Here is a 20,871-nt window from a genome sequence, read left to right on the forward strand (position 1 = left end):
CGAATAGAGGTGAGCCGCCTGGTCCGATTGTGTCCGGCAATCTAGGCTGGGATTTCACACCTGCAGCAAACGCCAGAGAAGGTCTTTTCTTCAACACCAGGCGCTAGTACGAACGCTTCTCTCGGATTTCTGGAGGGCGTGTCAACTGGCAAGAAAGCACCGAGCCAAAATCGTAGCTGGGGTTCCCACTAGAGACGTAGTAACTGAAGTCAGATCCGAAACAAACCGGAGCGCAGTGATTCTTGTGTCATTCGGAGTGCCCGGCTGCGGGATGTCCGCCATCGAATAGACAGCTAAGCTGCGAGTAGCGGAAGAGGGATCGAACCGCCTATCGAGCCCATCCGAGAAGTCGGCGCCCAATGCCTTGGCAACGTTTTGCCAGATTTTCTGCTTGAGCCGTGAGTTGCTAATCACTGAACTTTCAACTTCACGCGCAAGATCCAAAACGCTCAGGCCGCCTGTCAATGGCTGAAGCAATATTGATACCACAAACCCCTCTCCGCCTTCTGGAGCATGAAGCTGCTCCAGTGCAAACTCGTGTGCGCGAAGTCCTCGAACCGTTGATTTAATCTCCAGGCACATGATCTCGCTAGAGAAATCGAATCTGTCGAATTGATCGTCATGCCAGAGAGTCAGCGCATGCGCGGGGTTTCCGCACTTCGCTATTACAAACAGTTCAGCCCAAATGCCTGAAATTTCTCGTCCACTCGGTTGACCAAGAACTCGGAAAAGGTCACCCAATCGCGAGATACAGGCCTCAAGCTCTCTTGTCGCACTGAGTTCAGGCAACTCTTCGATCGCAGCGCTTACACAACGGACGAATAGTTCGTACAGCTCTGGTGCTGCAGCATCACACCCTACAAGACAGAATTGATCTTCTAGGATGGTTGCGCCTAGGTGGATTCGGCATGTGGTGTGAAATTCTGCGGACAGATGTCGAAAGTTTATCCCTGGGTTATATTTTGCCTCGCTTGAGTCATGCAACAAGAATATCGGAGCCCCATTCTCATTTTTCGCAAGGAAATCCTTTCTCTTAGCACTCAGGGGAAGTGCCTTAAGTTCGCCGGAAGACGTGGACGACGGTAGTTCCAGAAAAGAGCTAAATAGGCTATTCACGCCCCTCGATCCTCAATGTGGAGATCTCGGCTAAACACACTCGGGATATGCAGAGCGAACCACGTTACATTACGAATGTCAGCGCTATCCGGGTCTCTTGCCTTTGTACCAAGATCAAATCTTCGCAACTGGAGACTAATCCGATCTTTTGAAAGCATCCCTCGGTCATTTACCACATCAGCGCTTTGACTGAAGTACTGATTGATAGGCGCATTCGGATGTCCAGCAGGAAAGCCGCGACCAGCAGCACGCGTGCGGTACTGCGGCACCAAGCCATTCATCAGGAATACGTCGGTCTTCAAGTCGGGACCGACACTCCAGTTCTTCGCAACTGCCGTCGAAACTCGATATAAGTCATTCGTAAATAATACACATAATTTTATGTGTAGCACACATAAAATTATGTGCCTTTTTCTGGCTGAATACCTCATATAGCACCGTACGATCTCACACGCTAAGAGCCCACATCTGGAGTTACCTGCATTTGGTGGACACCTCGTTGACACCTGGATCGCCCAAATTTCGCAGGCAGCGCAATCTTTTCGCGCTGCTGTTAGGTAGCGCGTTGATCGCATCTCTCAGATCGATATTGCGTGTGGCCATGCTCGGCCTCCCCTGCATACGCCCTCCTAGCTCGCTTCATACCCAAGACAGGGGTCAAGACAGGGGTCAGAGTCGCTTTCCGGGTCAAGACAGGGGTCAGAGTCGCTTTCCGCATGCGATGACAAGAAAGTGCACGCTGACCCCGGTTTTAGACCCTGTTTTAAGACTCCATTTTGGAGCAAATGACTTACGGCGCGACGGCCTTGACGTCATACACCACCACGCGCTGCCATAGGTGCTCGCAGTCGGCGATGAACTGTTTATGGATGGGATGGACCTGATAGGCGTTCTGGCCGGCGACATCATCGAAGAACAGGATTTCCGAGGCGCTGTAGCTGCCGTCGACCACGCCGCGCTGCTCGGTATCCGCCGGCACGCCGATGTGGATGCCTCGCACGGTGTCGATGCCCGCCAACGTTCGCAATCCGGCGAGCAGTTTGGCGAGATCCTCTTTGGAATCCGGATTCTTCAGCCAGAAGAACACGTGGTGCACAACCGGCGGGAACGATGCCTTGCTGGCGGGCATGGAAGCGGCTGCGCGGGAGCCGGTGGTGGCCATGCCGGCAGCCAGAGCGGTGGCGGCGACGATGATGTCTCGGCGCGAGCGATCGGTCATGATCCAGGTCCTTCGGTTAATAGCCTGCGGGCCTGCGAGTATAGGGCGGTATCGTCGGACGATAGGGGACGGAGGTAACTGATCTGGCGATTGCCGGAATCAATGGATGCTTGCCAGGCAGCGATAAAATTCATGCGGGTCTTAAAGGGCAGCAATGACAGAGAAAATGCCACCCAGCTCAATATCCACGCGAGCCCTTTGGATTGCTGGTGGGCTGAGCATGATCCATAGACCATATCTGCGGGACTTCCACGTTCTTCTCGCCATCATCTGTTACTTGGCCTGTTTCTTTTTTCCGGCTATTTACGTCGGCGATAGCTTCGAGCCGCAGTCGCCATTGGGTCTCTTACTAATGGGGTGGGCTGCGGCTCTGGAACTGAATTTTGGCTGGTTCGCCAATCCGGCTTTGGCAGCGGCAGTGTGTCTGGCAAGATCGCGCCCGCGGATGTCGGCGACACTGGCGAGTGTGGCACTTGTCCTCGCACTCTCGTTTCCGTTTTACGGGTATGTGCGTGTGCACGAGATCTCCTCGCGGTCGCCGGTCGCCGCTTACGGCTGGGGATATGCGTTGTGGGTCACGTCCATGGCGTTGTTCGCGGCAGGACAGCTGGCCCGCGTGCGCGGCGCACGTGACGGCTTCGCTGCGCTGACAGCACTGCTGGCCGGTGGATTGGTGCTGGTGGCCCACGGGATCTATCTTGCCTCGGGTGCCGGTGGACTCCACGCGTACACGAACGAGCGGGAGCGCATGTTCGAGGCCAGCTGCGCCACCGCAGGCATGCGTGTCCTGCGGCGTGTCGAGGGCGTACGCAGTGTGTTCCTTGACCCGGACTGGAGCTGGACAATCGGGCAGCGATCTTTGCGCACAACGGAACTGAGATATCGGACGGATGGCAAGATCATGCGCAACGATTTCCTGCGCAGTGGGAAGTTGGAGTACGTGGAGTCGGCTGTAACTGAGGGCCAGCAGGACATCCTGCGGTTCGGGCGAGGCGATTTGGCCGGTAGCCCCGTGCAGCAGCTGCAGAGTGTGTATGCCGTGCTGACGCAGCCACATGACTTACCCTTCCATTTGGGGTTGTGGGGCGAGACTGTCATGGTCAAGGATCGGCGCGACGATTCACTGCTTGCCAGTGCGAGCTATGTCCTGGACAGCCAGACAGGTCGTTACTGCGGCCCACCCGGATTTTCCGCCCAGGCATTCGCAGCCGACGTGTTGGGCCTGAAGCCGCGCCTCAAGTAGGACTTAACCTGCGCTTCCAGCCGGGCCGCCATCTACGGACCAATGCCCGCTCCGACCCAAAGCGGACATAATCCCGAGCGCTGAGTTCAGTTAAAACCGGTTTGCTTCCTTAGGCTTCCTTCGCTGACACCGTCATCCATGTTCGAGTCCTATCTGCTGTTCTTCTTTGCCGGCCTGGGCACCTTCAATGGTTTGGCGCTGTCCATGTACCTGCTATTGCGGCAACCGGTCACGCCGGCGCAACGGTGGTTGGCTGCGCTGGTGCTGATGCTCAGCGTGCGCACTGGAAAGTCTGTGCTGTTCTACTTCTGGCCCGAGATCTCGAAGCTGGTTCTGCAGATCGGCCTGACCGCCTGCTTCCTCATCGGCGTTTGCCTGATCGGCTTTGTGCGTGCATGGGCCGACCCCCAACGTCGGCACACCCGGAAAGATTCGATGTTCGCCTTGGGTCTGTTGGTGCTTGCCATCGCTTTTGGCGTGGCTTGGCCCTATACCGACAACGTGAGCTTGTGGGGCGGGCCGGTCTGGCGCTTCATCCAGATGGGCTGGCTGGCCTGCCTGCTGATCGCAGCAGGACTGTTCTTACGCGCCACCCGGGAGCGTCACGCCCATGGGGCACCCGATGCGCTGACCAGCGCCCATGTCGCGGCCGTCATCGTAGGCGTTGCGGTGGTCTGGCTCGCCTATGTCACCGCCGGATTGACTTCGTACATCGTCGGGGCGCTGTCGTTCTCGGTCGTGCTGTACCTGAGCGGCATCGTGGCACTCGCCCGGCGCAGGCCACGCTCCGTTGCCGAACCCTATCAGCACCGCAAGATCGCACCGACCGAAGCCGAGGCGGCGTTGCAGTCGCTGCACAAACTCATGGCCGAAGAGCACCTGTACAAGGATGCCGGCCTGACTCTGCCCAAGCTGGCAAGGCGCCTCAACGTGCCCCGGCGCGCCTGTCGCAGTTGTTGAACGACAACCACAAGACCGCCTTCAAACAGTACCTGGCGCAACTGAGGGTCGAGGCTGCCAAGGAGTTGCTGCGCGCGCCGGCACCGGTGCCAATGGAACAAGTCGCGGAGGCCTCCGGCTTCCTGTCCATGTCCAGCTTCTACAACAGCTTCAAGAAGATGGAAGGGACCACTCCGGCCGCCTGGCGGCAGGCGCAACCGCTCGTGAATTCCTGCCCCTGACGCACGGCTCCTGAAACGTGTTCCGGGAGTCTGGAAACACGCTCCAGCATATTGATCCACAAGGGTATCCAGCAAAGTGCGGGGCTTCCATCAACGGGGCTCGCCCATGTCAGGAACACCATCCCAGCCGGCCACTGTCGGTGCGTCGCCGCTGTACCCAAACCTCCTGCTGCTTGGAATCACCCTCTTCGCGCTGTTGTTCAGTGGCCGTGCGTATGCCCAGGCGGCTACAGATGATCGCCAGGTCGCCGCCGTCATCCTGGACTACCTGGAAGGCACTTCCTACAGCCGCGCCGATCAGCTCCAGCGCGCATTTCATCCCGAGGCACGCCTGTACCTGGACGACGCAACGAACGGCATGCGCGAGGTGAGCATCGCCGAGTACGCCAGCTGGTTCAGCAAGAAACCGGGGCAGTTCACTGGCCGTATCGGCCGTCTGCTCGGCACGCAGGTCGAGGGCAACATCGCGACCGCGAAGGCAGAGGTCCTGGTCGGCAGGGACCAGGCACGCTTCGTCGATCTGTTCCTGCTGAAGAAGCTTGGCGGGCACTGGCAGATCATCAGCAAGACCGCCACCCGCTACTCCGCACCGAGCCATGGCCGGCAGGTGCTGCTGGCCGTGTCCAACGTCGACACGATGCCCGGCACCCAACTCAGCGCGGGCAACAGCTTTGCCGAACTGATCCACGCCTATACCGCGTTCCGCGAGGCCGGCTACGGCGTGCAGTTCGTCAGCCCCGAAGGCGGTGCCGTACCGCTGGCCTATATCGACACCAGCAACCCCGAGCACAAGACCCAGGTCTACGACAGCGACTTCATGTGGGCCTTGGCCAACACGCGCAAACCCGAGGACGTGAACGCCGGCGACTACGCTGCGCTGATGTATATCGGTGGCAGCGCCGCGATGTACGGCGTCGCGGATCACCCCGGCTTGCAGGCCTTGGCAGTACGCATCTACGAGCAACAAGGCGGCATTGTTTCTGCGGTGTGCCACGGCAGCGCCGGACTGGTGGACCTGACGCTGTCAGACGGTTCCGCCCTGGTCAGCGGAAAGCGCGTCACCGGCTATCCCGATGCCTTCGAGAACAAGGAGGCGGACTACTACAAGACCTTTCCATTTTCGATCGAACAGCGCTTGCTAGGACGCAAAGGCCTGTTCCGTCACGGCGTCCGCAACACGTCGCATGTGGAAATCGATGGCCGGCTCATCACCGGCATGAATTGGCAATCCACCCGCGATGTGGTCGCCGCCATCATCCGCAATTTGGAAGCGCAGGCCGGTGCAGCGCAAGCCGGTCCAGCAGCCACCCGCTGAGTGGCTGGATCCCACCCATGGCGACCGCTCCTGGCTGGAAGCGGTCGCTCGCCTTTCTGCGGTGATGGATCATGGGTCTTCTGCCGCACTGAGAACTTGATCGGCCAGGATGGCCGTTCTGACGGAAGGTGTGGCGAAGACGAAAGTGGTACTACCTATGGGGATGAAGTTTGGTTGGCCATGGCGCGGGGCCAGCCAACAGCCACGTACAGTGAGTCCTCGGCCAGCCAGCCCTCGGACGCACTGCGGCTACAGGTGGCGTAGTCCTTCCATCCAAGGCTGTAGATATCGTCCATATAGACCACGGTAACCTCGCGCAGGTCGTTGGCGATCTGGACTTCCTGCAACCCAGTGGTCTGTTTACCCCACAGGATCAGGTCGCGCAGGCTTCCTGCCTCGCGTTCGATCGAGAAATAGCCCAAATCCGACAGCCTCTGCCGTATGACGGGGCTGAGCGCATCCAGTGTGCTGCCCGCATGTTCGCTTGCCTGCTTCTCCTGCGCCAACGAACGCTTGGTCAGATCCGCGTAAGACGGCAGATCGAAGCCAGGGTCTCCCGCTCCACCGCCGGGGAGAGAAAGCGTCCGCAGCGTTTGATATTCGGCGTAAGACAAATCCCGCAGTGCGCGCCGGTCGGCATCGCTTGTATCGATCCCAGCCAAGCGCACCAGTCGAGCGCCCAACTGCTTGCGGGCCCTTGGCTCCGTCTTCGGATTCCGCAAGGCTGAATGCCAATACGTCTGATAGGCGGATAGCACGCCTCTAACAAATGGATCGCTGGGGACAGGTGAAAGCGGCTCTGGCTTGCGCGAGCCAAACCGGGAGACCATGCACTGCCGGAACGTTCGGTCCTTGGTCTGCAGCTTGTCCGGCGAAAGCCGTGCCAGCAGGCGCGAAGCATCCCCCGCGTCGCCGCGGAGTGCCGTCTCGGCGGCGAGCTCGACGCCGGGTTGCGCCATGCCGATGCCGGGGGACACGGCGGCCAGAGCGAGGATTAATAGGCTGATACGAATCATGAGAATGTACCTCCAAGCAGGGTCAGGGTTTGCCTAAGCAAAAACCCATCCGCCGCTTGCCGGAATGGAGGACAGCTACGGGTTTGCTACGGGTTTGCTATGGATTAGCTATAGGTGCTGTCTGGTGCCTGCCGTAGAGCGCCGGGCCGATAAGCGAGCAGGCGGCGACCGGAAACATCGGTACGCTCGAAGACCGGGCCCGCCTACGTGCACGACTTGGCATGATGGCGAAACTGAGACGCTGAGCACGGTGCGGCGCGTGTGCCGCATTGATGATGGCGCGCGCCTTGATGGCCTCGCGCACGGACGCCGTGTTCGACCCGGGGAAGGGCAAAGGGATGAAAGGGGACATCATGAGATTCTGGTACCTGTCGCTGTTCGCGTCGCCGCTATGGCGCCTGTTCTTTGTGCTGATGGTGTTCGCGTCCTTGCTGCGTCAGGACGTGCGAGTGCCTGCATCCCAAGCCGCATCGCCGGCGCGCACCGCGTTATCCGGATCGGCGCTGCCAAGGCAGGCCTCTTCGGCGGCGGTGTCGGCTGCACACGTGCAGGTGACGGGCGGCAATTTGCCGGCGCGTCGAATGCCGATCAGCCAGCAGGACAGTGCGCGCTTTCTGACCCAGGCTACTTTTGGCCCAACGTTTGAGGACATCGAACGGGTCAAGCAACTCGGCTACGTCGGCTGGATCGACGAGCAGGTAGCTCACCCCATGTCATCGCAGCTGCGCTTTCTGCGCGCCGCCGGTGCCACCAGCGAACCTGAGTGGCGACTGGACGCCTGGTTCACGCATGCGCTGGGCGGGCGTGATCCGTTCGATCCCAACATGATCCACCGCGACCAGCTTCGCCAACGCGTCGCTTTTGCGTTGAGCGAGATCTTCGTCGTTTCCGATGCGACGTCCGACAGTCTGAGTGGCGCCCCGCAGGGCATGACGGACTACTACGACACGCTGGCACGGGGTGCGTTCGGCAACTTCCGCGATCTGCTCGAGAACGTCACCCTGCATCCGGTGATGGGCGTCTACCTGTCCATGCTGGGGAACGAGAAACCGGACGCCGCCAACAATATTCGTCCCGACGAGAACTACGCGCGCGAGGTCCTTCAGCTTTTCAGTGTCGGCACCGTCATGCTTGGGCCGGATGGCGCGCCGCTCGATCGCAACGGGGATGGCAGGCCGGACCCCAGCTACGGCCAGGACACCGTCAAGGGATTCGCGCACGTCTTCACCGGCTGGTCGTTCTCCGATTGCCCGTGGGGATTCCGCGGCTGCTACGCCTACGACAAGACGAATCCGGCGTGGGTCCGCCCGATGAAGAGCTATCCGCCATACCACGCGTCCGCAGAAGCCAAGCAACTTCTCGTGTATCCGGGCAGTGCGCTGCCCGGCGGCGTGCTGGCAGGTGGCGGCACACCCGAGAGCAACCTGGACGCCGCGCTCGACAATATCTTTCACCATCCCAACGTCGGTCCGTTCATCGGTAAGCAGCTCATCCAGCGACTGGTCACCAGCAATCCCAGTCCCGCCTACGTGCAGCGCGTTGCGCAAGTATTCAATAACAATGGAAGCGGTGTGCGCGGCGACATGAAGGCCGTGGTGCGGGCGATCCTGCTGGACAGCGAGGCCCGGCAGGCGAATCCGCCCGCCAACTTCGGCAAGGTGCGCGAACCGTTGCTGCGGCTGACGCATCTGTTGCGCGCCACGGATGCCAGCGCCGGCACCGGTCACATGGAAGAGTTCTGGACCCTGTCGTCGGACCTCGGCCAAATGCCGATGTCGGCGCCATCGGTGTTCAACTTCTTCAGTCCCCGCTACATGCCGCCTGGACTGCTGGCCAATGCCGGCCTGGTGGCGCCTGAGCTGCAGCTGGCGACCGATTATTTGTTGCCCAGCCACGAGGCGTATTTCTTCCGGCGCGCCGTCGATCACACGGTCGAAGGTCCGCCGCACGCCACCGGAACGTTCGCGGTCAACGTGGGTCGCGACATGCCGCTGGCCGCCGACGCGCCCGCCTTGGTCGCGCGCTACAACCTGCTGTTTTTGTCCGGTCGCATGTCGCCGAAGATGCAGAACACCCTGGTCGCTCATCTGCAGACGATCCCGGGCTCCAGCGTCGATGGACGACGGGAGCGCGTGCGCAACGCGCTGTACCTGATCGTCAATTCCCCCGAATACGTCGTGCAGAAATGAGGACGCCGCAATGATCATGAAACGCCGACAATTTCTGCGCAAAGGCGTCTACGCGGCGCTAGGCGGCGCCGGCATCTGCACCGCGCTGGGCAACCTGCGCCTGGTCGAAGCGGCGACACGCGCCTACGGCGCCAGCGCCTTCACCGACTACAAGGCGCTGGTGTGCGTGTTCTTGAATGGCGGCAACGACGCCATGAACACGGTGATCCCCTACGACGACGCGGCGTACCAGCAGTACCGGCAGGCACGCGCCACGCTGGCCGTATCGCACGCGGATCTGTTGCCGTTGACCACGCAGGCCGGTGGCGGCGCCTCCGATGGTGTGCGCTACGCGATCCAGGCCAGCACCGACGCGACGGATACGGTGGGCGCCAGCGGCCTGCAGCAGCTGTTCAACACAGGAAGGGCGGCCATCGTGGGCAACGTGGGTACGTTGATCCGGCCCACGACCAAGACCGACTACCTGGCCAACCGCGTCGAGGTACCGCCGCAGCTGTTCTCCCACAACGACCAGCAGGCCTACTGGCAGGTGTCCAGCACCCGCGGCGGCGATACCGGCTGGGCCGGGCGCATCGCCGACGTGCTGCATGCCGCCAATCCGGATGCGTTTGTTCCGATGGGCACTTCGTTGAACTACGAAAGCATCCTGCTGCGGTCCCAGGGTGGTCACCAGTATGTGATCGGCAACGAAGGCGCTCGCCAGTTCAGTTATCTGGAATGGGACCCTGATGTCCGCAAGGCTTATCTGGCATTGCACGCCGACGACCTGCAGGCATCGCTTTTCGAACGTAGCTTCGCGGCGTCGTTCCGGCGCACGCGCATGACCGCTTCCAGCGTCGACATCGCGCTGACGGAAACGTCACCGCTCGCCACGCCATTTCCGAACGAGAACCTGGCGACCCAGCTCAAGATGGTCGCGCGACTTATCAAAGTGCGCGCCGCACTTGGAATGAAACGACAGATCTTCTTCGTTTCGCTGGGCGGATTCGATCACCATGATGGCCTACTCACACAACATCCGCGGCTGCTGTCGCAACTTTCCCAGGCGTTGAAAGCCTTCCACGACGCCACGGTGGAACTGGGCGTGGCCGAGCAGGTCACAGCGTTCACCGCATCCGACTTCGGCCGTACCTTGTCGTCCAACGGCGATGGCTCGGACCATGGCTGGGGTGGCCATCACTTCGTCATCGGCGGCGCCGTCCGCGGTGGCCGCTTCTACGGCCGCATGCCGGAACTACGCAACGGCGGACCCGACGACGTAGAGGCCGGCCGCATGATCCCGACCACCTCGGTCGACCAGTACGCAGCGACGCTTGCGCGTTGGTTCGGTGTCAGCGGAACCGAATTGGATGTGGTGTTTCCCAACCTCGGAAACTTCGCCACCCGCGATCTGGGCTTCATGGCGGTGTAGCCATGTCGTCCAGGCGGCCCGATCAGCCGACGTCGGGCGGGTCTTGGCCTGCCTTCCAGGATTCCATCACAGCCATTCGCTTACGAAGAGTTTGCCCGGCTACCTGCAGCATGCGGGTCAGCTTTGGCTACTGCCTTTCCTGCACGCGTCGGTGTTAAAAGATGTCCTGTTGAACCAGTGGCAGTAGAGTTTTTCAACAGAATAGGCTGGAAGCTGACATACACCTAGGGAAGGTCTGAACAACTCAGCTTTTGCTCGTCATTCCCGCGTAGGCGGGAACCCAGTGCCTTTGCTTTCAAAAGCTTACGTCGCTGGATCCCCGCCTACGCGGGGATGACGACAATTGTTCAGACCTTCCCTAGAGTGACTACCTTCGTCTTTTGCTGACAAGTCGCGATTGGTAGACGGGCAGCCATTTTGCAAGTGAAGGCCCGTTACTGCGTTACCGTTGCGCAAGCAGGACAGTGACGAAGTTGAACGACTGCAGTTCACCTTCGGTAGCGGGTTCTAACGCCAGGAATATGCTCGGTGAATGGATAGCCTCGCTCTTCTTACGTGGGACCAATGCGACCCGCGTTTGACCTTGTAACAATTGCTTCTGACGACTTTTCGATGATGTCCACTTCCACCTTGGATTCAACCGATCGACGCAACAGTTTGCCGATATCGTTCCGCCGGTGTTTCATTGCCTAACGTCTTCCTGGTCCGGTTATCGCAGCCTTGTTAGCCGGACGCCTCCGCCCTAAGATCAAACAGTATCAAGGGGATAGCGCTCCATCCGGGCCGCTGTGGGGTCATTAGGGAAGGTCTGAATAATTCGGCTTTTGCTCGTCATTCCCGCGAAGGCGGGAACCCAGTGCCTTTGCTTTCAATGGTTTAAGTCGCTGGATCCCCGCCTTCGCGGGGACGACGACAATTATTCAGAGGTTCCTTAGGTAGTTTGGTGCCAGGGAGAGATCATGAAGTTGTCTGGAGTGCTAAACCGATTCATAGCTACCGGCCGCTTCTCAAGGGCGATCATCGGCGCCATCGGAGCGGCGCTCTTCTTGGCGTCAGGCTTGGCCACCTGGCTCTTGATCGTTTTCCGAGGGTTCGTCGTTAGCGTGCGCTCTTCCTATGAACCACTACCGGTTTTCTTGCAGACGCCCGTGTTCGTGGTACTTCTCCTCTTTGTTGGATTGCTCGCACTGGCTGGCGCTTATCTGATCATAATTAGCTTCCGACCGCAGCCATCCAACAACTCATTCAAGCCGAACCGGATTCGCGGATCGACTTAGTTCAGGCGTTACGGCACGGATACTTTCATGGCGATAGTAGTATTGATCATCGACATGCAGATTGACTTCTTTGCCCATGAGCTCCTTTCAAGGCAAAAAGCTGATCTTGTAGCGCACACCAACACCTTGGTAACCGCAGCACGGGAATCTAGAGCTTCTGTCGTGTGGATAAAGCAGGAGTTCTCGCCTGACCTTAGCGACGCCACGCTTGAGGTAAGAAGCCGAAAGATCAGCGTTGTCATTGCCGGCACCCCCGGAGCATCAATTCTCCCGGAACTCGACGTACGTCCATCGGACCACGTGCTTGTGAAGAAGCGCTACAGTGCATTCTTCGGCACCCGTTTGGACACTATCCTGGCTCATCTCAACTGCACCCAACTCATAGTTGGGGGCATCAACACGCATGCGTGTGTCCGTACTACTGTGGTTGACGCATACCAGCGCGATTACGCGATCATCCTGGCCAGTGATTGCATCGCGTCGCACGACAAGGCGCATCACGACATTAGTTGGCGCTACATGGATGGCAAGTTCGGCCGTGGCATGACCAATGAGCAAATTACTGCCTGGCTAGCGCAGGCGCCGCCGAACAATTAATTCAAGCCGAACCCGCTTCGCGGGTCGGCTTACTCGGGACTTGGATGCCAACTGGAGATATGTCGCAAATGGAAGCAGTAATTTTCTCGCTTAGCTTTACTGCAGCTGCTTTTCTGATCTTTCTTGCGTTCAAGCACTTCGACAAGCGCTTGACCATCAGCTTTGGGTTGCTGTTCGCAGCCTACCTAGGACTTGATGATCTGGTAACTGGTTTGCCGTCCGGCTCATCTGCATTTAGCTTGATCGGCGGAGAGTGGAATTGGTCTGGAAAGATCTACAGCCTACTGCTGTCCCTCGTGGTGGTGCTCGGACTCGGGATTAAACCGAAATCGCTTGGCCTTACCCTGTCACAAAGAAACCTCAAAGCATCCTTGATCGCTCTGTTTCTCTTCATCCTATGGGGTTTCTCACTCGGGCTTCTCTTCAAACCCTCAGTCCCGTCTGTAGAGACGCTCGCGTTCCAGGCGTCGATGCCCGGCATTGTGGAAGAGTTGGTGTATCGCGGTATCGCGCCAGCTCTCTTGCTCGGTCTCATTCGTGGCAAAGAACCTTCGCAAGGCATACCTTGGGCCGTAGTGCTCATCACCGCTGTTGCGTTTGGCATCTGGCACGGGCTGGGCTATTCGGATGCTACGTTCTCGTTCGATCCAATGTCCGCCTTGTTCCCGTTCATCGGCAGCATTGCCGGCGGCTGGTTGCGGTTCCACAGTGGCAGCTTGCTCTTCCCTATCTTGGCGCACAGTTTTGCAAACGTCGCATTCCATTTGACTGCCCTGATTGGCTTGCGCTAACAACTCAGTCAAGGTCCGCGAAGGACCTAAGCCGAGTAACTCAACGCGGAGGCTGAATCGCCGGTGCGTGCTGCGCCATCAGTTCGACGATCCAGTCGATGAACACGCGTAGTTTGCGGCTGACGTGCCGGCTGGGCGGAAAGGCGACGTACAACGGCATCGGGTCGAGTTGCCAGTCTTCGAACAGTGGCACCAATTCGCCGCGCGCCAGCGGTGCGTGCGCCATGTACCGCGGCAGCCACAGCACACCCAGGCCCGCCACACCGGCAGCCAGATACGCGTTGCCATCATCCACCGACAGCACGTGGCGTCCGTGTATGCGCAGCTGTTCGTCGCCGCGACGCATCAGGTGGGCCAGCGGGGCCCCAGTGCGCGAACCGCGATAGCCGATGATGCGATGGTGGCCGTCTTCCAGTGCCTGCGGATGGTCCGGCATGCCAGCGCGGGCGAGGTAGTCAGGCGCTGCGTATACGCCCAGCGGCAGGTCCGCGACATGGCGCGCGCGCAGCGACGACTCGGTGAGTTCGCCGCCGCGCACCACGCAATCCACGTTCTCGTCGATCAGATCCACCTTGCGATCGCTCGCACCCAGGTCCAGCTGGATGTCGGGGTAACGTGCATGGAAGACGGGCAGGGCAGGCACCAGCACCAAGCTGGCCAGTGGCGCGGGCACATCCACGCGCAATCGCCCGCGTGGGGCTTCCGAGGCGGCCGACAGGCTGGTCTCGGCATCGTCCAGGTCAGCCAGCAGGCGCACGGCGCGTTCGTAGTAGGCGGCGCCATCGGCGGTCGTGTTGACCTTGCGGGTAGTGCGATGGAGCAGCTTCACCCGCAGATGCGTTTCCAACTGCTGCACAAGTTGCGTCACGCGTGTCTTGCTCGCTTGCAGCGTTTCGGCGGCCTTGGTGAAGCTGCCGGTTTCCACGACGCGGACGAAGGCCTGCATCGCATCGATACGGTCCATGTGGATTCCAAAGGCGGGCGGGATTGTTTGGATTCTACAAACAGTGATCCCGCGAATGGCGTGTTTATCCCGCCGGGACGGTTGCCTAGAGTGGTCGCCACGCACTGGGGCCGCCGGCCCCGCAAGGAGATCCCCATGACATCCCGTGACGCCGTTTTCCCCGCCGGTCGGCATGACCTCTACAAAGCACATGCCTATTCCGCAGCGATCAGATCGGATGATCTGCTGTTCGTATCCGGTCAGGTCGGAAGTCGCAGCGATGGTTCGCCCGAGCCGGATTTCGAGGCGCAGGTCCGTTTGGCATTCGCCAATCTCAAGGCGACCCTGCAAGCCGGTGGATGCGGGCTTGACGATATCGTCGACGTGACCACGTTTCATACCGATCCCGAAAATCAGTTCGGCACGGTCATGGCCATCAAAAGCGAAGTCTTTCCGGAAGCGCCTTATCCGAACTGGACGGCGATCGGCGTCAACTGGCTCGCGGGGTTCGACTTCGAGATCAAGGTCATCGCCCGGATTCCGCGCTGAAACTCTTTGCGGCATCGCGAATAGATTGCTGATCATCAGCCCTGCGTCTCGTGTAGCCCAAGGAATTAATCCGCTCTACGAGAAGCAACCGCGTTGGATAACAAGATCCTCACCATTACTAATTACATAGTTGACAGCCGGGACGGGCTGGGCGTAACGTGCGATCGTCTACTAATTGCATAGTAGTAAGGACGCCATGGCCCGCCCCACCTCTCCTGCTCTGACCGACGCCGAACGCGTGATTCTTGAAGTGTTGTGGAAGAAAAAGGAAGCCTCGGTACGCGAGGTGACCGACGAACTGTCGAAGAAGAAGCCAGTGGCATACACCACGGTGTTGACCATGTTCAAGATACTGGACAAGAAAGGTCTGGTCAGTCATCGAACCGAAGGCCGGGCCTTCATCTACAGTGCCGCAATCAGCCGCAGCGATGCGCGTAGGCAAGCATTGGAGAATCTGCTGAAGCAATTCTTCAACGGCTCGTCGAACGTGTTGGCGCAACACCTGATCAGCGAACACGGTATCGACCCTGAAGAACTCAAGGCGCTGCAGGAAAAAGTGGCTGCCCCACCACCGGCAAAGGGGAAGAAGAAATGATCGGTCACTGGACCCAGGCGTTACTGACGCTAGGCGCGCAGCATCTGTGGCAAAGCCTGCTGTTGTTGGTGTTTGCAGTACTCGTCTCGGGCATGGACAAGCTCAGTGCGGGGGTGCGCTCTTGGATGCTGCTGGGTGCATTCGCGCTAGCTGCCGCTTCACCTTTGGCCATTCTCCTTCCGGGTGATGAACGTCCTCTCATCGATGTTTCCTTTGCACAGTCCGCCGCTGCAGAAGCTGGCGCGCCGGGACTGGTTCGTGCGAACGCCACCACGCCACAGGGAGAGACGCTGTCTCAGGAGGTGGCGGTCAATGGCTTGTCGATTGGATCTCCGGCAGTACTGAAATTCTTGGCATTGATCTGGTTCGTGGGAACGCTATGGAGTTTGACGCGCATGCTGATGGGCTGGTACCAAGCCCGCCGCCTGCGCGGATCAGCGAGCCGTGCTCTGGAATTGGAACGCCTGATGGGCTCCGAGCTGCCGCACAACGCAGCGATAGCGTTTTCAGACGCGGCTGTTGGGCCGATGGTGATCGGTCTAGTGCGGCCGTGCATTTTGGTTCCGCCAGAATTGGCGAAGTCGCTGACGCCTGCGGCGATGGCCGATCTGCTGTTGCACGAAATTGCTCATATCCGCCGCCGGGATCTATGGCTGTCGGCGGCACAGCGTCTGGTCCTCAGCCTCTATTGGTGGAGCCCCTTTTTGCGAATCATCGGGCGACGCCTGGATCTGATGCGGGAAATGGCCTGCGATGAGCGTGCGGCGTTGCGATCGGGCGGCGGCCGCGCATACGCGGGTTCGCTGCTGGTCGGCGTCAGTAAGTTGCTGACGCCACCTGATCGTGACGCGTTGCTCGCGGTCGGCGTTTTCGGCCACCGTAGCGATCTGGCCCGGCGCGTGGACAGCCTGCTGAGCATGGAGGGCAAGGCGGCAAGGCGCGGTGTGCATGCGGCGTGGGTCGTTCTGTGCGCGATGGCACTGGTTGCCCATGTCGGTATAACGCTGGCCGCGACGCCGCGGTTGGGACGCAACACGATGTCGGCACCGTCTTCGGCCAGCACCGAAACCGGCACCTCCTCAGCGCAAGCAGAGCAACTGATCGCCGCCGCCTCTGCGGGACGGTTGGATGAAGTACGGCAACTGGTGCGCCGTGGCGTGGATGTCGACTCGCAGGTCGATGGCGAAGGGACCGCGCTGATCGGGGCCGCCAGGCATGGACAGTCAGTGATGGTCGATGAGTTGCTGGCCCTGGGTGCGCAACCCGATCGCCACGTCTGGGGTGATGGCAATCCTTTGATCGCCGCAGCCAGGAGCGGCCACCTGGACATAGTCGAACGGCTGGTCGCCGCGGGTGCCGATGTGAATCGCGTGGTGACCTACGATGAAACGCCGCTGATCAACGCTTCCCGGTCGGGGCACCTGCCTGTCGTGACGTATCTGGTGGAGCAGGGCGCCGATGTCAATCTCGGTGTCGTGGCGGATCGGGGGCGGTGGCGTTCACCGCTGAATCAGGCGCGCAATCCCCGCGTCTGGAACTACCTGGTGCAGCACGGGGCCGTAGCCGGCAAGCCTTAGGCCGGTAAAGCCGCCTCGCCTCTGGCCCAGTAGGGCTGGAGCTCCTTGGCGATCGCATACAACGGTGGCTCTCCGGCCCGCCGATGGAGCCGCACTGCCTGTCGATCCACGTTTCGGCGGTCCAGATTCGCGACCTGGAATCTGAGAAACGCACACGTACTCTTCCCACTCAATGAGGCGCCGCATGAATGCGACCACCATCCACAACATGAAAACAGCGAAGCACCGCCCACTGTGCGCAGAACTGCTGGGGAGCGCACTGGGTTTTGCGCTCCTGACTTTCGCCGGCACCGCCGCCGCGGCGACCGCGCTGGAAGATGCTTCCACGCGGACGGCATTGGCAACCGGGCTACGGCCGACGGTGCTCCATGCCGGTGAGGCGCTTCCGCACTGGTCGTTGCAGGAGCGCATGGCCCATCACCATGTACCGGGTGTGGCCATCGCCGTGCTTCGGGACGGACAGGTGGTGCACAGCGTGGGCTACGGCACCCGCGAAGCTGGCACGCACGATCCGGTGGATGGCGACACATTGTTCTCGGTGGGGTCGGTCAGCAAGATAGTGACTGCTGCCACGACGCTGCGCTTGGTGGCCGATGGCAAGCTGGCGCTGGATCGCGACGTCAATACCTATCTGAAATCCTGGCAGATAATCGCTTCGCCCAAGGCGCCCCATCCGATGGTGACCTTGCGCATGCTGATGTCGCATACCGCTGGGTTGGGCGTGCATGGCTTCGCCGATTACCTGCCTGGCGAAGCCATGCCGACGTTGTTGCAGATACTGGACGGCAAGGCTCCTGCCAAGAACGATCCAGTGCGGCTTGTTCACCCGCCTGGTGAGCGCGGTGATTATTCCGGTGGCGGCGTCATGGTCGAGCAGTTAGTGCTGGAAGAGACCACCGGCTTGCCCTTGGAATCCATTGCGCGCATGCAGGTCTTCGATCCTCTGCGAATGCGCCGCAGCACCTTCGCCAATCCATTGCCGGCCAGCGCGGGCAACATCGCCAAGGCTCATGACGGCAACGGCGCAGTCACCGCGTTGCCACGAGGCTGGCAATCATTTCCGGAGCAAGCCGCATCGGGGTTGTGGAGCAGTGCTAACGACCTGGGAGCGTTCGTCGCCGGTGTGATCGGCAGTTATCGGGGCAACGGCAATTTCCTCCCCCGACCCATCGCGACCCAGATGATGACCGAAGTCTCGCCCAGCTGGCATGGCCTGGGTCCGCGCCTGGATGGTGCCGGCACGACACGGATATTCCACCATGGCGGTTCCAACGACAGCTATCGCGCTTGGATCGAGGGCTACCTGGAAACTGGCGACGGTTTCGTCATCTTGACGAACGGCGAGAATGGCGGCGCGCTGAGTACCGAAATCCGCAATGCGCTGTCCGACGCCGTCGGGCGCGGAGTCAACCCGCCGGTGCGGGCGATCGCCCTGGACCTGCAGGAACCGGCGTATGCCGACTACGCCGGGACATTCGTGATCGACTCCGCAGTGCCGATGGATCACCGCCGTGCCCTGGCCGACTTCTTCGATATCGAGGCGCTGGAGGTAAAGGTCGCTGATGGTGAGGTTAGGGTAGGTGTGGCCGGGCGGAACCGCACATCGCAGATGCTGCCATTGACGCCGAACCGCTTCGTTTCACCGGACATCGATTCGCTGGAGCTCGAATTCCACAGGAATGCGCAAGGCCGGGTAAACGCATTGAGCATCGAGCACGGAGCCGCCAGGGCCCATTACACTCGCCGCGAGTAGGTCGGTAAAAAACAAGCCGACCTCCAACCTGATCGGCAACGCGTTCGCGCACACAACCGTCGGCCGGGTCCGGATCGACACTCACGGCGCTTGCCTGCGCATCATCAACACGTTCGTTGGCGATGCGTCAGTGGATCGCGAAGCACCCCCGCGATCTGACGTAGTGCTTCCTCAACGCTTCTTGGGTTAACAGGCCCTGATGCGACGTTCTGTTAGCCAAAACGCTCGTGCAGCGGTTTTCTGTAACGTCGGCTCACCGGCAGTTCGACGCCGGTGCGCAAAACGACCGCATATTCTCCCGAACTTTGAAGCTCAAGCCCGCGGACGCGCTCAAGGTTCACGATGGTCGAGCGGTGAATGCGGATGAAGGTGTCGCCGAGATCCCGTTCGAGTTCCAACAAAGTGCGGCGGATCACATGCGTCTCCCGCCCGACGTGCAGGCAAGCATAGTAGCTCGCGGCTTCCACCCAATCGATGTCCGACACATCGACGAAAAGCAGCCGACCCGGCGATCTGACGACAACCCGGCGCGGCGTCTGCCGATGTGACGCGTAGTGCGCGATTTTTTCCTTCGCGCGGGTCAGCGCCCTCATGAAACGCGCGTCATCGAAAGGCTTCAGCAGATAGTCGAACGCGCCAGCCTCAAAGGCACGCAGTGCATGTTCATCGTGGGCAGTAACGAAGATGATCGTCTGGGGCAGGTCGGCGCCCAGTAATTCCAGGACATCGAAGCCCCCGCACTCGGGCATCTGCACGTCGAGAAACACCAGATCCGGTTTCCGGTGTCGAATGGCCTCGACGGCCGCCGCTCCCGAGGCGCATTCCTCGATCGATCCTATGTCGGGGTCATGGCGTAGCAAGAGCGTGAGATTGCGCCGGGCGAGGGGCTCGTCGTCGACGACGAGGGTGCTGATTGGCGCAACGCAGGGGTTGGACGGCGTCATGCGGCACCGGCCAGTGGCAGTATGACAACCACTTCAACACCGCCGCCCTCCACGTTCCTGACGAGAAGATCGGCAGCGTCGCCGTGCATGATCTGCAGTCGCCTACGCAGATTTGCTAGGCCGACGCCGGCGCTATTCGACTCCCAATCGTCCGCGAAGTCCAAGCCGTCGTTATAGACGCTGAGACACAGAGTCGCGTCCCTTCTCGCTGCCGCAACGCGGATCTCTCCGCCCGCCACCCGCTCCGCGATTCCATGCTTGATCGCATTTTCCACAAGAGGCTGAAGCAGGAGACTCGGGACCTGTGCGCCCATCAGTGCTTCCGGAATATCCACGCTGTACCCGAGGCGCTCTCCGAAGCGGATCTTCTGAATGTCGATGTAGCGCTGAAGATACTCGACCTCCTCCGCAAGCGTCACCTCCGGCCTGTGAAAATCCTGGGAAGCGCGGCGAAGTATTTCGCTGAGGCCGACGATCATGCTCACTGCCGCCGCGTTGCGACCATCGCGCACCAGCCCGGCGATGGAATTGAGCGTGTTGAACATGAAGTGCGGTTCCATCTGGCGGGTCAGCGCCGCGAGCTGGGCTTTCGAAAGCTCTGCGTTGAGCTGCGCGGCCTCGGTCACTTTGCGTGCAACCTTGTCCCGCGAGTCCACAAGATAGGTGATGGCCAGGATCAGTGCATAGGCGAATACGCAGATCAGCCCATGAAAAACCAGCGTTGCGCTCAATGCGTCAAAAAATTCCGGCGCCTGCCGATGGCTCCAGGGATTGAAGAGCATCTGGAGTGCCGCAGACCACGCTTCCGCCGCCACGGTGATCGCTAACAACGCCATGAGATGAGCAGCGATGCCTCGCGCTGTCGGGGCGGGAGTAATCGGATGGCGCCTGGCCAGTTTGATGACGAATGGGGTGGCCAGCGCCCAAGGCAGCCAGGCGGCCACTTCGGTCACGAAGAGCAGAAATTCTCCGCCACTCATTCCCAGCGCATGCTGGATGAAGACGGACTGCGTGGCCTCGAACACCGCGCCGGCGGACCAGAACACGGCGATCCATCGCCAGCTGACGTTTTGCGCGGAAGGAGCGGTGTGGTGAGTCATGCCGGCGATATTAGTCCAAGTCAGAAAAAGCACGTCATCGATGCAGCGAAACGCC

18 protein-coding genes are annotated in these 20,871 nt (G+C 60.3%); 12 read left to right on the forward strand and 6 right to left on the reverse strand.

Features of this window, described 5'->3' with window-relative positions; all coding sequences use genetic code 11:
* Positions 1-141: 141 nt before the first annotated feature.
* Positions 142-1,116, reverse strand: coding sequence for a PD-(D/E)XK motif protein (locus AB6O04_RS07525; protein WP_368563219.1), 975 nt, complete (start codon positions 1,114-1,116; stop codon positions 142-144).
* Positions 1,117-1,906: 790 nt separating this feature from the next.
* Positions 1,907-2,335: a Dabb family protein gene (locus AB6O04_RS07530; RefSeq protein WP_368563220.1), complete on the reverse strand. Its 429-nt coding sequence runs from the start codon at positions 2,333-2,335 to the stop codon at positions 1,907-1,909.
* A 220-nt stretch (positions 2,336-2,555) separates the two neighbouring features.
* On the opposite strand from AB6O04_RS07530, the gene AB6O04_RS07535 reads away from it, so the two are divergent.
* The 4 genes from AB6O04_RS07535 to AB6O04_RS07550 all read left to right on the forward strand — a co-directional run bounded on the left by AB6O04_RS07535 (position 2,556) and on the right by AB6O04_RS07550 (position 6,074).
* A complete protein-coding gene (locus AB6O04_RS07535; protein ID WP_368563221.1) occupies positions 2,556-3,578 on the forward strand; it encodes a hypothetical protein in 1,023 nt (340 codons plus the stop codon).
* A 138-nt stretch (positions 3,579-3,716) separates the two neighbouring features.
* A complete protein-coding gene (locus tag AB6O04_RS07540) occupies positions 3,717-4,538 on the forward strand; it encodes a hypothetical protein (protein WP_368563223.1) in 822 nt (273 codons plus the stop codon).
* Positions 4,535-4,759: a helix-turn-helix domain-containing protein gene (locus tag AB6O04_RS07545; RefSeq protein ID WP_368563224.1), complete on the forward strand. Its 225-nt coding sequence runs from the start codon at positions 4,535-4,537 to the stop codon at positions 4,757-4,759. Before AB6O04_RS07540 ends, AB6O04_RS07545 begins: the two co-directional genes overlap by 4 nt.
* 106 nt (positions 4,760-4,865) lie before the next feature.
* On the forward strand, positions 4,866-6,074 hold the full coding sequence (locus tag AB6O04_RS07550) for a nuclear transport factor 2 family protein (RefSeq protein ID WP_368563225.1): 1,209 nt from the start codon (positions 4,866-4,868) through the stop codon (positions 6,072-6,074).
* A 155-nt stretch (positions 6,075-6,229) separates the two neighbouring features.
* On the opposite strand, the gene AB6O04_RS07555 is transcribed toward AB6O04_RS07550, so the two are convergent.
* Positions 6,230-7,090 carry a hypothetical protein gene (locus tag AB6O04_RS07555; RefSeq protein ID WP_368563226.1) on the reverse strand — a complete coding sequence of 287 codons (861 nt, stop codon included), beginning with the start codon at positions 7,088-7,090 and terminating at the stop codon, positions 6,230-6,232.
* 353 nt (positions 7,091-7,443) lie between these two features.
* On the opposite strand from AB6O04_RS07555, the gene AB6O04_RS07560 reads away from it, so the two are divergent.
* The 4 genes from AB6O04_RS07560 to AB6O04_RS07575 all read left to right on the forward strand — a co-directional run bounded on the left by AB6O04_RS07560 (position 7,444) and on the right by AB6O04_RS07575 (position 13,355).
* On the forward strand, positions 7,444-9,279 hold the full coding sequence (locus AB6O04_RS07560) for a DUF1800 family protein (RefSeq protein ID WP_368563227.1): 1,836 nt from the start codon (positions 7,444-7,446) through the stop codon (positions 9,277-9,279).
* A gap of 16 nt (positions 9,280-9,295) precedes the next feature.
* Positions 9,296-10,690 (forward strand): DUF1501 domain-containing protein, encoded by a 1,395-nt coding sequence (locus AB6O04_RS07565; protein ID WP_368563228.1) that lies wholly within the window; start codon positions 9,296-9,298, stop codon positions 10,688-10,690.
* Between the two features lie 1,304 nt (positions 10,691-11,994).
* Positions 11,995-12,564, forward strand: coding sequence for a cysteine hydrolase family protein (locus AB6O04_RS07570; RefSeq protein ID WP_368563229.1), 570 nt, complete (start codon positions 11,995-11,997; stop codon positions 12,562-12,564).
* Between the two features lie 68 nt (positions 12,565-12,632).
* Complete coding sequence (locus tag AB6O04_RS07575; RefSeq protein ID WP_368563230.1) at positions 12,633-13,355, forward strand: lysostaphin resistance A-like protein; 723 nt, start codon at positions 12,633-12,635, stop codon at positions 13,353-13,355.
* Between the two features lie 40 nt (positions 13,356-13,395).
* Here the strand turns inward: AB6O04_RS07575 and AB6O04_RS07580 are convergent, their stop codons facing one another.
* Complete coding sequence (locus AB6O04_RS07580; RefSeq protein ID WP_368563231.1) at positions 13,396-14,319, reverse strand: LysR substrate-binding domain-containing protein; 924 nt, start codon at positions 14,317-14,319, stop codon at positions 13,396-13,398.
* A gap of 135 nt (positions 14,320-14,454) precedes the next feature.
* Between AB6O04_RS07580 and AB6O04_RS07585 the strand changes: the two genes are divergently transcribed.
* The 4 genes from AB6O04_RS07585 to AB6O04_RS07600 all read left to right on the forward strand — a co-directional run bounded on the left by AB6O04_RS07585 (position 14,455) and on the right by AB6O04_RS07600 (position 18,772).
* Entirely contained in the window at positions 14,455-14,847 is a 393-nt protein-coding gene (locus AB6O04_RS07585) for a RidA family protein (protein WP_368563424.1), read from the forward strand.
* A 196-nt stretch (positions 14,848-15,043) separates the two neighbouring features.
* Entirely contained in the window at positions 15,044-15,442 is a 399-nt protein-coding gene (locus AB6O04_RS07590) for a BlaI/MecI/CopY family transcriptional regulator (protein ID WP_368563232.1), read from the forward strand.
* A complete protein-coding gene (locus tag AB6O04_RS07595; protein ID WP_368563233.1) occupies positions 15,439-17,019 on the forward strand; it encodes a M56 family metallopeptidase in 1,581 nt (526 codons plus the stop codon). The genes AB6O04_RS07590 and AB6O04_RS07595 overlap by 4 nt, the downstream gene beginning before the upstream one ends.
* A gap of 184 nt (positions 17,020-17,203) precedes the next feature.
* Positions 17,204-18,772, forward strand: a complete 1,569-nt coding sequence (locus AB6O04_RS07600; protein ID WP_368563234.1) for a serine hydrolase domain-containing protein — start codon at positions 17,204-17,206, stop codon at positions 18,770-18,772.
* A gap of 212 nt (positions 18,773-18,984) precedes the next feature.
* Here the strand turns inward: AB6O04_RS07600 and AB6O04_RS07605 are convergent, their stop codons facing one another.
* The gene (locus AB6O04_RS07605; protein ID WP_368563235.1) at positions 18,985-19,716 is read right to left on the reverse strand and encodes a LytR/AlgR family response regulator transcription factor; all 732 of its coding nucleotides are present in this window, start codon (positions 19,714-19,716) and stop codon (positions 18,985-18,987) included.
* Complete coding sequence (locus tag AB6O04_RS07610) at positions 19,713-20,816, reverse strand: sensor histidine kinase (protein ID WP_368563236.1); 1,104 nt, start codon at positions 20,814-20,816, stop codon at positions 19,713-19,715. Before AB6O04_RS07610 ends, AB6O04_RS07605 begins: the two co-directional genes overlap by 4 nt.
* Positions 20,817-20,871: the final 55 nt, after the last annotated feature.

The sequence above is a fragment of the Pseudoxanthomonas sp. UTMC 1351 genome, assembly GCF_040948865.1.
Lineage (GTDB): Bacteria > Pseudomonadota > Gammaproteobacteria > Xanthomonadales > Xanthomonadaceae > Pseudoxanthomonas_A.